Source organism: Muricoccus harenae (assembly GCF_009848505.1).
GTDB lineage: Bacteria > Pseudomonadota > Alphaproteobacteria > Acetobacterales > Acetobacteraceae > Roseomonas > Roseomonas harenae.
This window is the reverse complement of sequence record NZ_WWDL01000011.1, coordinates 1-12742: the sequence shown is the minus strand read 5'-3', so window position 1 is coordinate 12742 and position 12742 is coordinate 1. Positions and strand designations below refer to the sequence as shown.

Sequence of the window (12742 nt, the reverse complement as noted above, 5' to 3'; positions counted from 1 at the left end):
CGGCGGGCGCCCGCCGGATGACGTAAGGGGGGCAGGCAGCGGGGCATCCGGCGGAGCTCCCTGGTCCGGGGCAGTGTCGCATCGCATACTCGGTGCGTCCGCCGTTCTCGCGAGGATGATCGCGAAGGCAGCGGATCCGAACGCCTCGATCAGCTGGAAACACCGATGGAATGGACGCTGCAAGCCGAGCCCGAAGCGGTCGGCCTCTCTTCGCGGGCCCTTGCGCGCGTCGATGGTTGGATGGACCGCCTCGTCGAAGATGGAAGGCTGGCGGGGCTGAGCGTGCTGGTCTCTCGCCGCGGGATGGTCGCCTATGCCCGCTGCACCGGCCTTGCCGACAAGGCCCGTGGCGTGGCGATGGCGCCGGACACGATCCTGCGCATCTATTCGATGACCAAACCTCTCACCAGCGTCGCGATCATGATGCTGTATGAGGAGGGCCGCTTTCAGCTCGACGACCCGATCACGCGCTTCCTGCCATGCTTCAGGGACATGCGCGTCGCCGTGGGCGGTAACCGTGGCCGTATCGAGACGGCGCCGGCCATGCGTGACATCACCTTCCGGGATCTGCTGACCCATACCTCCGGCCTGACCTATGGGTTCATGAACACGACGCTCGTGGACGCGCAGTACCGCGAGCAGGAGATCGACTTCCAGACCGCCGAAACCAGCCTTGCCGAAGTCGTCGAGCGTGCCGCGGCGCTGCCGCTGCTGGCGCAGCCCGGCAGCGAGTGGAACTATAGCATCGCCACGGATGTCCTGGGGCATCTGGTGGCCGTCATCTCGGGACAGCCTTTCGAGGATTTCCTGCGCGACCGCGTGATCGTCCCGCTCGGCATGGAGGATACCGGCTTTGATGTGCCGGCGGCGAAGCACGCGCGCCTTGCGGCGAATTACATCTGCGGCGCCGATGGCGCCCTTCAGCTCATCGATGATCCGGCCACGAGCCGCTATCTGCAGCCCCGCCGCGTGTGTTCGGGCGGCGGCGGGCTGGTATCCACCACGGGTGACTACCTCCGCTTCTGCCGGATGATGCTGAACAAGGGGGAACTCGACGGCGTGCGCCTGCTCGGCCGCAAGACCGTGGAGTTGATGACGACCAACCATCTCCGGGGTGATATGGCGGCGATGGGTCAGCCCCGCTTCAGTGAGAGCTCCTATGAGGGCGTGGGTTTCGGCCTCGGCTTCTCCGTCATGCTCGATCCGGCGCGCGCGCAGATCGTCGGCACGCTTGGGGAATATGCCTGGGGCGGTGCAGCGAGCACTGCGTTCTGGATCGACCCCGCCGAGGAGTTGGCCGTGATCCTGATGACCCAGCTCACGCCGTCATCGACCTATCCCATCCGGCGGGAGCTTCGGTCCCTGACCTATGGCGCGATCATCGACTGATGTTGGGAAGGCATGCCTCATCGGAGGATGGTGCCTTCCGCCTGACGCGCCACGAGGCCCATCTGGTTGCCTGTCAAATGCTTCTTGGAAGAACTATGCGCTTAACATCTGCCAGGCGCGGGCCTACCACTCCGGCAGCAATCCATGGCGGGGCCGCATGTTGGCCCGGCAGCCGGATCCGCGCCTGACACCAGCAGCATTGCGGGCGTCAGTCGCAGCCATGGCCGCCGGGCACTCCAGCCCGACCTACCCCATCGTCATCCTTCCAGGAGAAGGCCATCATGAAGGCCATCGGCTTTCACAACCCGCAGCCCATATCGGCACCGGACTCCCTGGTCGAGCTCGAGCTTCCCCCGCCGGAACTCCGCCCTCACGACCTGCTCGTCCGGATCGAGGCTGTCTCGGTAAATCCGGTGGACGTCAAGGTCAGGGCCAGTGCCCGCCCGCCGGCCGGCACCGCGCGCGTCCTTGGCTATGATGCCGCGGGAACCGTGGAGGCGGTCGGGCCGGCGGTGACGCTGTTCAAGCCCGGCGATGTCGTCTTCTATGCCGGGGCCCTTGATCGGCCCGGCACGAATGCGGAGTTGCATGCAGTAGATGAGCGCGTCGTCGGGCCGAAGCCCGCCACGCTCTCCTTCGCGGAGGCGGCCGCCCTGCCGCTGACCTCGCTCACGGCATGGGAGCTGCTGTTCGACCGGCTGCGCGTACCGCATGGCAAGATGAACACCGAGGACGCGCTCCTCATCATCAACGGGGCCGGTGGCGTCGGCTCCATCCTGACGCAGATCGCCCGGCGCCTGACCGGTCTCACCGTCATCGCCACGGCGTCGAGGCCCGAAACCGTAGCCTGGTGCCGCGAGATGGGAGCACACCACGTCATCGATCACCGTCAGCCGCTCGAGGAAGGGTTGAAGGGGATCGGGATTCCTCAGCTTCGCTACGTCGCCAGCCTCACCGCCACCGACAAGCACCTGCCCTCGATCGAGGCATCGCTTGCACCGCACGGCGCGCTCGCCCTCATCGACGATCCTGTGACGCTCGATGTCGTGCCGCTCAAGCGCAAGAGCATCGCGGTGCACTGGGAACTCATGTTCACGCCCACGCTCTACAACACGCCTGATCTGATCGGGCAGCACCGAATCCTGAGCGAGGTTTCGGGCCTGGTGGACCGTGGTGTGCTGCGCAGCACGATGCGCGAGGATTTCGGCCCTCTGAATGCATCCAATCTCCGTCGTGCCCATGCGGCGGTCGAGAGTGGGCGGAGCATCGGGAAGGCCATTCTCTCGCGCCACTGACCCGGCGGTCCTGCGCGGGGCAGCGGATGAGGAGGGGCGCGATGCCGGCTGCTGATGCGGCGCCGGATCCGCCGGCACCCGACGCGGTCTACTGGCCGAGCAGCTGACGCGTTTCAGCGATGATCGAGGCCGAGAAGAAGATGCCGCCCGTTGCACTCAGCCGCTCGGCCTCATCCAACAGGCCGGGTGCTTCCTCCATGCGGCCGGGCGGCAGGGTCTGCGCCAGGAGCGCCAGTCCGTAAGGCCGGAGCAGCCCCGCATCCGTGGCCGCATAGTCGCGTAATCCACGGCGCAACAGCGCCTCGCCGCCTGCCAGATCGCCGATGCGGCCGCGTGCCCAGCCGTCGAGCATCGCGCCCCAGGCCGACCAGTAGGCGAACTCCTGCGCGGCGGCGATCGCCTGCAATTCGCGCGCGGCGTCCAGGCAATCGGAGGCACGCCCGCCGAACTGCGCCAGCGCGCAGCGGAAGGCGAGGGCGAAGCAGAGGCTGTGCGCATGATCGAGATCGCGCGCGGCTTCCACCGCCGCGGCATCGGCCGCCAGCGCGCCCTCCGCATCGCCCTCGAACCAGTGGACCCAGCCGAGATGGGCCCGGGCCAGCACGGCCGGATCGGAGCCATAGTCGAAGCGCTGCGGCTCGTCCCGCGCCGGGTCGTAGAGCGACAGCACGCGCTCCAGATGCTGCCGCGCCTCCGCGAAACGTCCAAGGTACAGCAGGCCGAGCCCGAAGGGCCGATGCGCCTGGAGCAAGGTGGCTTCGTCCTTTTCTCCCTCCATCAGCGCCATGATCCGCTCGCCGATGGCATGGCCCTCGAACACGTCCCCGCGCACGAGATGGAAGGTCTGCAGCCCCCGCAATGTACGCAGGAGCAGGCGCCGGTCATCCAGCCGAAGGGCCGCGGCATGCGCTGCGGCGAAGGCCTCCCCGACCTCGGCCACCGAATTGCCGCGGGCAACGGTGACCTGCGCGGCCAGCCCGATCTGCAGCCTCGCCTCGATCGCGTCGCGCTCGCCCTTCGGCAGTTTCGGCACCTGCGCGATGGCGGCGCGGAAATGCCCCGCGGCTTCTCCATGGGCCTGCGCACGGCCCGCGCGCGCGGCCGCATGCTCATAGGCCGTTATAGCCTCCCGCGCCGCGCCACCGGCGGCGAGGTGCCGGGCCAGCAATTCGGGCCGCTCCTCGACCATTTCCCCGAAGCGCTCGGGCAACAGCCGCGCAAGCGCCAGGTGCAGGGTGGCACGACGGCTGCGCAGCAGGGTCTCATAAGCCGTGTCGCGCATCAGCTCGTGACGGAAGGAATAGCCGGTTGGCGCTTCCGCAGGACCTTCGGGCTCCATGAAGCCAGCCTCGACGAGGCGGCGGAGCGGGCGCCGCGGGGAGGGCAGGCCCACCGCCTCGGCCAGCGCCGTAATCATGTCGCCCCGGAAGGACCGCCCGAGCACGGCCGCGAGCTGCGCCACGGGCTTCGCCTCCGGCAGCGTATCCAGCCGGGCCGTCAGCCCCGCGCGCAGGCTGAGCGGAAGGGTGGCATCGGCCTGGGCATCCCGCGCCGCCTCCACCAGGAACATGGGCACCCCGCTGGCGCGCGCGATGATCCCGGCCAGCAGCGCGTCGTCGACCCCCTCCGGCGCGGCCGCGACCGCGAGGCGCGCGGCTTCCTCCTTGCCGAGCCGGGCAAGGCGCAGCGTGAGCGGCGAGGGGCCGGGCAGGTTGCGCCCCTCGGGGCGGCGGGTCAGCAGCAGCAGCATCGGCGCATCCGGTGCCATGCAGGCATCGGCCAAGCTCCGTAGCACCGCCAGCGTGCTGTCATCGGCCCAGTGAATATCCTCGGCGATGAAGAGCTGCGTCGGGCCGGCGGCCTCGGCGCGGAGCGCGGCCAGCAGGGCGGCTATGTTGCGCCGCCGCCGCCGCCGGGCCGCTGCCTCCATCTCCCCCATTTCCGCGGCCGTGGCGCAGTTGAGCAGGACGGCCAAGGGGGCGGCATGCTCGGTGCCAGCCAGGCCACGCCGCGTCATCCAGTCCTGCAGGGCGGCGCGGGCCCGGGGTGGCGTTGCGCGTGGCGGGATGCCGGCGACACCGGCCAGCCAGGCGAGCAAGGGGCGGAAGGCGCTGGCATCGTCCTGAGCGCCGCAAGCGATCAGCACCGTCGCAGCGTTCGCCACCCCGGTACGGAACTCATCGATCAGCCGGCTTTTGCCGTATCCCGGCTCAGCCTCGATCATCAGCACCGTGCCCGCTCCCTCCTCGGCATCGCGCCAGGCCGCGAACAGGCTGCGCAGCTCATCCTCGCGCCCCACCATGGGCAGGGCAGGGGCCACGAGCCCCGCCGGCAGCTCGGCTTCCACCCGATGCGCCAGGACCGGGCGCGGCAGGCCGGCCAGCGCGATCTCGCCCTGGGGAGTGAAGCGGAAGCGGCCATGCGCCAGGCGGCGGGTCGCCTCGCTGGCCCAGACCTCGCCGGGCGCGGCGGCATGCTGCAGGCGCGCGGCGATGGTGGTGGCCTCCCCCACCATGGCGCCCGGCTCCGCCACAGCCCCATGGCCCAGCGTGGCCACCACCACGATGCCGCTATGCACCGCCACGCGCAGCTGAAGGTTGACCTCCATGCGCTCGCGCAGGCCCTCGACCGCCGCGACCAGGTCCAGCGCCGCGCGGAGGGCCCGTGCGGCATCATCCTCATGCGCGATGGGGAAGCCGAAGCGCGCGAGCAGCCCGTCGCCCTGATGTTGTGCGAGGCGGCCGCCCTGCCGTGCCACCGCAGCGCCTGCTTCCTCCCGATAAGCCAGCAGGAGGCGCCGCAGGTCCTCGGGGTCCAGCCGGGCCGCCAGGGCGCTCGATCCCACCAGGTCGGCAAAGAGGACGGTGATCGGCCGGCGCTCCCCCGCCTCTCCGGTATCGGAGCCGGTCAGCACCCGCAGCCGCACCCCGCACGCGCCACAGAAACGCATTCCCGGGGGATTGGAGAAGCCGCAGGCCTCGCACAGGGCAGCAGCGGAAAAGGGACTCAGGACAAGTTCTCCGTGGCACCGCCGCCAATCTGGCAGAGCCCGAGAGGGCTGTCAGGACGTGACCGAAATCACTGACACGCGATGTTCCGGCCTGTTAACCTCCTAACAGCAGGGCAGGTGGAATGGTCTTGTTCGAGTCGGATACTGCGGAGAAGGACGCATTACCCTTCGGCGTCGACCCCGTCTTGAGGGCGGCGGCTCTTGCGCTGGTCATGGACCCGAACCAGACGGAGTTCGGCGTCCTTGCCTTCATTCCGGACGGCAGCACGATCCGCGCCAGGCCGGGGCTCCGCTTCGGCCACGCGGTGCGCGAGGCCGATGGCACTATCCTGCCGCCCAATGGCGGGCCGCCGCGCAGCGATGGCGGGGTCTTCGCGGCGATGCGGATCGACCTGGCGCCCATCGCCGGATTGAAGACAGGCGATTTCATGGAGCAGCTGCTGGGGACGCTCGGCGACCTCGCCGACGAAGGCTGGGCCATGCAGGTGGAGCGCGTGGCCGCAGTGCCCTCCTCCGCGACGATGGCCGCAATACATGCCCGGCCCGCCGATCTTCCGGTGCTGCCGCCCCGTACGGTGGATGGCACGGGCGTTCTGGTCGGCGCCGTCGATTTCGGCTGCGCCTTCGCGCATCCCGCCTTCCGGAACGGCCCGGACGGGTTGGGTGGAACCCGGCTGCGCCTGCTCTGGGACCAGAACGGCGCCACCCCGCCGGGGGCGAACCTGCCTGGCCATTTCTACGGGCCCGCCGAGCTGGATGCGCTGCTGGACCTGCCCAATCCCTATCCCGCCGGCGGCTATGTCCCCTGGGAAAAGGGCTACGCGCCCGAGGATGCGGGGCCGGCCCACAGCCCCGCCGCCGAACTCAGCCGCCGCGCCCGGGTCCATGGCACCCATGTTCTCTCCTTGGCCGGCGGCCGGCAGCCCGCCGAGGGGCCCTGGGCCAGTTCGACGCCGCCGGGCATCGCGCCCGGTGCGGCCCTGGCCTTCGTGCATCTCCGGCCGCGCGCCCTGGTGTCGGAAGGGGACGCGACGGATGTCTTCGACGGTGTCTGCGCCCTGTTCGAACTGGCGCGGCGCGAAGGCATGCCGGCCGTCGTCAACCTCAGCATCGGCGCCAATACGGGCGCGCATGATGGCCAGGGCCTCATGGACCGCGCCTTCAACGCCTTGCTCCGGACGCCTGGACGGGCGATCACGGTCGCGGCGGGCAACATGCGCGGCGCCTGTCAGCACCGCTCCGGCCGGGTGACCCCGGACGAGCCGGCGACGCTGCACTGGCGCTTCGCGGCCGGCGATCCCACCGTGAACATGCTGCGCGTCTATTCTCCGTTGCAGGCCGGCAGACCCGTGCTCGATATCGCCCTGGGCCGGCCCGACGAGGCGCCGGGTTCCGCCCTGCCGCCAGATGCCTTGCGGCAGCAGCCCGCGGTCGTGCTGCGCGATGCCGCCGGGCGGGACATGATCGGCACCGCAGCCTCCACGATCCACCCGCCCTCCTCCGAGGAGCCGATCCAGCATGTCGAGATCCGCCTGAAGCCCTCGGCGGCGGAGGAAAGCTGGCAGGTGACGCTCAGCCTGCGCCCGGATGCAGCGACGGTGCCTTGGGAGTTCGCGGCCTGGATCGAGCGCGATGACCTGCGCCCGTTCAGCAGCTCGCGCTTCGAGCCGCCGCTGGCGCCGGAGGCCGAGACCGGCTGCTCCCTCGGTTCGCTCGCTTGCGCCGATGGGCCGATCTGCGTCGGGGCCTACACGCTTCCCGACGGCGAGCCCGCGCCATTCAGCTCCCTCGGCCCCACGAGGATCGGCCGCCTGAAGCCGGACGTCGCGGCGCCCGGCAAGGCGGTGATCGGCGCTTCCGGACTGGGTGGGCTGCGCGACGGTGCCGGCCAGACCCATGTCGCACGCGTGACGATGGACGGAACCAGCGCCGCGGCGCCGCAGGTCGCGGGCGTCGTGGCTCTGATGCTGCAGGCGCGGCCGCGGCTCACCGCCGAGAGGATCAGCGAGATCCTGCGCAAGACGACGCTGGAGCGGCAGGCCCATGCCGGCGCCGCCTGGAAGCCCGACCTGGGCGCCGGCCGGGTGGATGCGGCCGCGGCGCTGGCGATGACGCTGGAGGAGCCTGAATGAGCCTGACCGGCGGATCGCCACCGCTGCACCGGCCGATGAAGGTGACCATCGGCTACACGCAATCCTGCAACCTCGATTGTCGCGTCTGCTACGCCGATTGCACGCGCGAGCCCTCGCCGCGCGAGGTGCCGGGGAAGACTTGGCTGCGCCTGCTGGATGAATTCTTCGAGGCCGGCGTGATCTCGGTGATGATCGAGGGCGGCGAGCCGCTGCACCGTCCGGACGTGCTGGAGGTGATTGCTCATGCGGCGCCGCGCGCCATGACGCGGCTGCGCACCAATGCGACGCTGGTGGATGACGCCATGGCGGCGCGGCTGAAATCCATTGGCCTGGGCGATGCGATGGTGGATCTGCTGGGCGCCACGGCTGAAACGCACGACGCATTGACCGGCGTGCCGGGCAGCCACGCCCGCAGCCTTGCCGGCATTCGCGCGCTGCGCCGCGCCGGCCTGCCGGTCACAGTGCTGGTCATCATGAACCGGATCAACCACCGGGAACTGCAGCCGCTGCTGGAACTCGCCTATGCCGAGGGCGCCGAGGCGGTGGGCGTGCTGCGCCCCTATCCGCTGGGGCGGATGAAGCGGGATTGGGCGGAGCTGTCGCTGTCCCTGGACGAGATGATGGCGGCGATCGCGGTCCTGCGGCCCCCGCCCGGGCTCCGCCTCATGCAGTCCTGGCATCCGAACGACGCGAATTGCTGTTGGCAGATGGCGGCCGTCAACGCCTATGGCCATTCCATCGGCTGCATGTATCTGCGCGAATACGTCGATTATGGCGACGTAACGGTGACGCCCTTCCTGGAGACCTGGGAGGACCCGCTGTACCGGCATCTGCGCGCGGGGAAGGTGGAGAAGAGCTGTGGCGGCTGCGCCTCCACGCAGCACACCCATGGCGGCTGCCGCTCCACCGCCTTCGCCTTCCATGGGCGCTGGGATGCGCCCGACCCCTTCGATGCCGGGTTGAATGATGGTGTGGACCTGCGGGTGCTGCCCTCCTTCGATCCGGTGCAGGGCGCGCGTACCGATGCGCCATAGCCACGCGCCCGGCCTCCGGCTCCGGCCTCTGCCGGAACTCGGGGCCTGCCTCGCCTACACGCCGGCCGCGCCGCAGTTGCACCAGCTCAACGCGACCGCCTGGCTGATCCTCGAGCTGGCCGATGGCCGCGATGATGCGGCGCTTGCGGAAGCCTTCGCCCTCCGTACGGCCCCAGCACTCTCGGCCGAGGCGTCGCGGCAAACCCTCGACGAAGGCCTGGCGGGGCTGTGCGCCTCCGGCCTGCTGCAGCGTGTTCCCGGCCCGAGCGCCGACGAGGAGAGTTCCGCATGACCGAACCATCCGATCCCGCGGGCGCCGCGGAGGCGCTTCTGCGCGCCCAGGGCCGCGTTCCGCCGGCCAGCGTGACACCGCTCGTCTCGGTGGTGCGCAGCGGCGAGCAGTTCCTGATCATTCCGCCGTCCGATGGCGAGCCGAGCGCGAGCGCGCTCGGGCGCATCCTGCTCGAATGGGGTTATGAGGTGCCGCGTGCCCAGTATGGCGCCTTCCAGGCCTTCCTGCGCGACAACAACGGCCTGCTCGCGACATCGCCTGTTGCGGGCCTGACCTATCACGGCACCTACACGGTCTTTCAGCAGAGCGAGCGCAGCCTCGGCAGCTTCCGGACCATCTGGGGCCTGGAGAGCCTGAAGCTCCTGGAGGATATGTCCGCGCAGGTGGCCGATCCGAAGAACAAATGGGGCGAGGCGGTCAAGGCGCTGATGGGCTTCCGCGACCCGGACTACACGGCGGGCCGCAGCCAGGTGATCCTGCAGCTCGCGGCGGCGACGCTGATCGAGACGGCGAAGCCACCTGGATGACGCATCCTTCGGCTCACCCGCCGGAGGCTGCGCGGTAGCCGGCCTCCACCTCCGCCTCCAGCCCGTCCCGGCTCGAAAGCACCACGCCGCCGCGCGTCAGCTCGACCATGCCGCCGCGCTGCATCGCACCCAGCGTGCGGGAGACCACTTCGCGGCGCGTGCCGATGCGGGCTGCGAGCTCGTGATGTGGCCGTGGCGGAGAGACGATCCAGCCGCCGCCGTCGCGCGGGCGTGCAAGCCGCAGCAATAGGGCCGCCAGCCGGGCACGCACCGGCAGCACCGCGAGTTCCAGCAGCCGCATGTCCTTCTCGCGCACCAGTGCGGCGAGCATCCGCATGAGGTGGTGCGAGGCTTCGGGCGTGGAGAGCGCGAACTCCAAGAAGGGCGTGGCCGCTATGGCGCAGACCTTGGCCCGGGTGAGCGCCACGATGCCGGCGGAGCGTGGCCCGCCATCGATCGCCGCGATCTCGCCGAAGAAGCTGCCGGGGTGCAGTTCGTTGAGGATCATTTCATGTCCGCCGCTGCTGCGCGACACGACGCGCAGCTCGCCCTCGGCGATGAAGTAGACTTCCGGCGCCGGATCGCCCGCCTCCAGCACCGTCTGTCCCGGCGTAAAGCCGCGCCAACGGGCGACCGCCGAAAGGGACTCCAGCGCGGCGCGGCTGAACGGGCGGAAGAAGGCCAGGCGGCTGAGGTCGTCCATCAGGCAGGGCTCATCCGGCCAGAGTGCCGCCTTCACCCGCCTGCGTAAACGCATGGCGGCCTCAGGGCGCCAGCTCGGACGAGGCTGGCGAGGGGCCCTGCAGTGTTGATCCCCGTGGCAGGCCTCCACCCTGGCGGCAGGGGCAAGATACGGCTCGCGGCATCCTTGCCTCCTGGCCTGCCAGGGCAAGTCTCGGCGGCGGTCGGGCTACGCGATGTGACCAAGGGCACAGCGCGCCACACGGGAGAGCGATCAGGGTCCCCCCGTCGATCGGAGGACGGCCCGGATGACTTCACCTCTCCATCGCGCCTGCCAGCCATGGCGGCGCTCGCAAGCCTGGCCCTGCTGGGCGTGGACGCGGCTGCGGACGGGCTTCGCATCGAGCTTGTCGATTGGCCGGGCGCCGGCCCTGTGCGTGTCGCGCTGCCGCCCGCAGCCGATCCTGCGCCGCTGTGATCGTCCTGCCCGACAGCATGGGCGGAGACCGCCGGGGCGTGGCCTTCGTGGTCTTCGCTCTAAGCTTCGGTCTTTTCCAGGGCGGCTTCGTCGCATTGCTGCCCAGTGCCGGGGTGGATTTCTATGGGCGGCGCTCGGCGGGCGCGGTGATCGGCGTGTTGTTCACGGGCCACGCCCTGGCCGTGCTCATGGGCCCACCCTTCGTGGCTGTGATCGGCTCTGCCCGCGGCCATGCCTTGCCGCTGTCAATCGTGAACGCCTTCGCGCTGGCCGGCACGCTGCTGCTGGCGCGCGCGTTGCGCAGCGCCGGGGCGCCGCGCCGCGGGGCCGAGCGACTTTCACCCGTGTGTCCGTCCTCATGGTGACGCGGTGGAGCCGCGCGATCCGGCGTCCCGCAGTCGCACGGGATGACTTTCCTCCCGGGGACGGGCCAGGCCGTGGCGAGACCGGATACCGCTGCGTCCATTCCGATGATTGCAAGCTTCAACGAGGGAAAGGCGACGTGCTGATGAACCAGGTCCTGAACGTTTCAAACGTCGAGAAGCTCCGCTCCACCCTGTCCAGGTCTTCGGCGGCACCGGGGGAGCACACGCTCGATATGCATGCGAGTGCTGCCTCTCTGCTCGCGGAGTTGCGGGCGACCTGCGACCGTCTCTTCGCGAAGTTTGGCGAGACCAAGAGTCCCGGAGAGGACTCGCCGCCGGTCCATCCCACCGAAGTGCGGCGTGCGTCGCCCGATGACTTCACCGCCGCACGGTTCAAGCAGCTCCTGCGGATGCGTGCCCGGCGGCGCTCCCGGTCGAATGACGAGCTTTTCGAATGGCCGGCCTGGGACATGCTGCTCGATCTGGCCGCGGTCTGGGCGGAGGGCGCCCATGTGTCGGTCTCCGCCGTGTGCATCTCCTCCGGAGCGCCGCAGAGCACCGCCCTGCGGAAGCTGGCTGCGCTCGAAGGCGCACAACTTGTGCGGCGCTACTCCCATGGAACGGACCGGCGCCGCGTCTGCATCACCTTGTCCGATGAGGCGTTGGACATGGTGAACTCCGCGCTGCGCGAGGAAGCTGCATTCTTCCAGGGGATCGGCTGATACCAACCGCCTTGATCGCTGACTCGCATGTGATCCCGCCAGCGCCACAGGTGTGATTCGCTCCTCCCCATGGTTGGTTCGGGAGGCTGAGATGGCGTTGGCGATCACGCGGCAGGATCTTTCGGCGGCCGAACTCCGGAAGTCAGCGGCGCGGAGCCGTGATGCGAATGCGGCACGCCGGATGCTGGCGATCGCGCTGGTGCTGGAGGGGGTCTCGCGTGAGGAGGCGGCCGAGAGCTGCGGTATGGATCGGCAGACGCTGCGTGACTGGGTGCATCGCTACAACGCCGAGGGGCTTGCCGGGCTGGTGAACCGCCGTGCTCCGGGTCCGGCTCCACGGCTCTCAAGTGAGCAGGAGGCGGTGGTGGCCCGCTGGGTGGAGGAAGGACCAGACCTGGAGCGGGACGGCGTTGTGCGCTGGCGCTGCCGCGACCTGCAGGAGCGGATCAGCAGCGAGTTCCGGGTCAGCCTGCACGAGCGCACGGTCGGCAAGCTGCTCGCTAAGCTGCGCTTCCGCCGACTTTCCGTGCGGCCACAGCACCCCCAGAGCGACCCCGCCGCGCAAGCCGCTTTTAGGGGGGCTTTGCTGATCGGGTGAAGGAGGTTGTCGGCGCGGTTGCACCCGGCACTCCCCTTGAGGTCTGGTTCATGGACGAAGCCCGTGTGGGCCAACAGGGCACGCTGACATGGATCTGGGCCAAGCGGGGCACGCGCCCACGTGCCGTGCGCGACCACCGCTATACCTGGGCTTGGCTCTTCGGCGCGGTCTGCCCCGAGCGCGCCGTCGGCGCCGCTGTCGTGCTGCCCGAGGTCAAGG

General features: G+C 69.9%; 11 protein-coding genes and 1 pseudogene. 10 read left to right on the top strand and 2 right to left on the bottom strand.

The window, feature by feature from the left end; genetic code table 11:
• Window positions 1-165: 165 nt before the first annotated feature.
• Both GSE44_RS09855 and GSE44_RS09850 read left to right on the top strand, forming a co-directional pair.
• On the top strand, window positions 166-1389 hold the full coding sequence (locus GSE44_RS09855; RefSeq protein ID WP_159348630.1) for a serine hydrolase domain-containing protein: 1224 nt from the start codon (window positions 166-168) through the stop codon (window positions 1387-1389).
• A gap of 281 nt (window positions 1390-1670) precedes the next feature.
• A complete protein-coding gene (locus GSE44_RS09850) occupies window positions 1671-2684 on the top strand; it encodes a zinc-binding alcohol dehydrogenase family protein (RefSeq protein ID WP_159348629.1) in 1014 nt (337 codons plus the stop codon).
• A gap of 88 nt (window positions 2685-2772) precedes the next feature.
• Here the strand turns inward: GSE44_RS09850 and GSE44_RS09845 are convergent, their stop codons facing one another.
• Window positions 2773-5610, bottom strand: coding sequence for an ATP-binding protein (locus tag GSE44_RS09845; RefSeq protein WP_159348628.1), 2838 nt, complete (start codon window positions 5608-5610; stop codon window positions 2773-2775).
• Window positions 5611-5816: 206 nt separating this feature from the next.
• On the opposite strand from GSE44_RS09845, the gene GSE44_RS09840 reads away from it, so the two are divergent.
• From GSE44_RS09840 to GSE44_RS09825, 4 genes are read left to right on the top strand one after another with little or no spacing between them, the layout of a single operon-like run.
• Window positions 5817-7826: a S8 family serine peptidase gene (locus tag GSE44_RS09840; RefSeq protein WP_328799066.1), complete on the top strand. Its 2010-nt coding sequence runs from the start codon at window positions 5817-5819 to the stop codon at window positions 7824-7826.
• Window positions 7823-8860 (top strand): radical SAM protein, encoded by a 1038-nt coding sequence (locus GSE44_RS09835; protein WP_159348626.1) that lies wholly within the window; start codon window positions 7823-7825, stop codon window positions 8858-8860. The genes GSE44_RS09840 and GSE44_RS09835 overlap by 4 nt, the downstream gene beginning before the upstream one ends.
• Window positions 8850-9152 (top strand): hypothetical protein, encoded by a 303-nt coding sequence (locus GSE44_RS09830; protein ID WP_159348625.1) that lies wholly within the window; start codon window positions 8850-8852, stop codon window positions 9150-9152. Before GSE44_RS09835 ends, GSE44_RS09830 begins: the two co-directional genes overlap by 11 nt.
• A complete protein-coding gene (locus GSE44_RS09825; RefSeq protein ID WP_159348624.1) occupies window positions 9149-9679 on the top strand; it encodes a hypothetical protein in 531 nt (176 codons plus the stop codon). Before GSE44_RS09830 ends, GSE44_RS09825 begins: the two co-directional genes overlap by 4 nt.
• Before the next feature lie 13 nt (window positions 9680-9692).
• Here the strand turns inward: GSE44_RS09825 and GSE44_RS09820 are convergent, their stop codons facing one another.
• Window positions 9693-10382 carry a Crp/Fnr family transcriptional regulator gene (locus GSE44_RS09820; protein ID WP_159348623.1) on the bottom strand — a complete coding sequence of 230 codons (690 nt, stop codon included), beginning with the start codon at window positions 10380-10382 and terminating at the stop codon, window positions 9693-9695.
• Between the two features lie 318 nt (window positions 10383-10700).
• Here GSE44_RS09820 and GSE44_RS09815 point away from each other — a divergent pair, with 318 nt between their 5' ends.
• The 4 genes and pseudogenes from GSE44_RS09815 to GSE44_RS09800 form a co-directional block, all read left to right on the top strand.
• Entirely contained in the window at window positions 10701-10838 is a 138-nt protein-coding gene (locus GSE44_RS09815) for a hypothetical protein (RefSeq protein WP_159348622.1), read from the top strand.
• The gene (locus GSE44_RS09810) at window positions 10835-11203 is read left to right on the top strand and encodes an MFS transporter (RefSeq protein WP_159348621.1); all 369 of its coding nucleotides are present in this window, start codon (window positions 10835-10837) and stop codon (window positions 11201-11203) included. The genes GSE44_RS09815 and GSE44_RS09810 overlap by 4 nt, the downstream gene beginning before the upstream one ends.
• A 143-nt stretch (window positions 11204-11346) precedes the next feature.
• Window positions 11347-11925, top strand: a complete 579-nt coding sequence (locus GSE44_RS09805) for a helix-turn-helix domain-containing protein (protein WP_159348620.1) — start codon at window positions 11347-11349, stop codon at window positions 11923-11925.
• 91 nt (window positions 11926-12016) lie between these two features.
• Window positions 12017-12742: pseudogene (locus GSE44_RS09800) on the top strand (IS630 family transposase); the annotation flags it as partial.

Bases quoted from the DNA above. Each gene is read 5' to 3' on its own strand.
- GSE44_RS09855 (WP_159348630.1), top strand. From the start codon at position 166: ATGGAATGGACGCTGCAAGCCGAGCCCGAAGCGGTCGGCCTCTCTTCG.
- GSE44_RS09850 (WP_159348629.1), top strand. From the start codon at position 1,671: ATGAAGGCCATCGGCTTTCACAACCCGCAGCCCATATCGGCACCGGAC.
- GSE44_RS09840 (WP_328799066.1), top strand. From the start codon at position 5,817: ATGGTCTTGTTCGAGTCGGATACTGCGGAGAAGGACGCATTACCCTTC.
- GSE44_RS09835 (WP_159348626.1), top strand. From the start codon at position 7,823: ATGAGCCTGACCGGCGGATCGCCACCGCTGCACCGGCCGATGAAGGTG.
- GSE44_RS09830 (WP_159348625.1), top strand. From the start codon at position 8,850: ATGCGCCATAGCCACGCGCCCGGCCTCCGGCTCCGGCCTCTGCCGGAA.
- GSE44_RS09825 (WP_159348624.1), top strand. From the start codon at position 9,149: ATGACCGAACCATCCGATCCCGCGGGCGCCGCGGAGGCGCTTCTGCGC.
- GSE44_RS09820 (WP_159348623.1), bottom strand. From the start codon at position 10,382: ATGGACGACCTCAGCCGCCTGGCCTTCTTCCGCCCGTTCAGCCGCGCC.
- GSE44_RS09815 (WP_159348622.1), top strand. From the start codon at position 10,701: ATGGCGGCGCTCGCAAGCCTGGCCCTGCTGGGCGTGGACGCGGCTGCG.
- GSE44_RS09805 (WP_159348620.1), top strand. From the start codon at position 11,347: ATGAACCAGGTCCTGAACGTTTCAAACGTCGAGAAGCTCCGCTCCACC.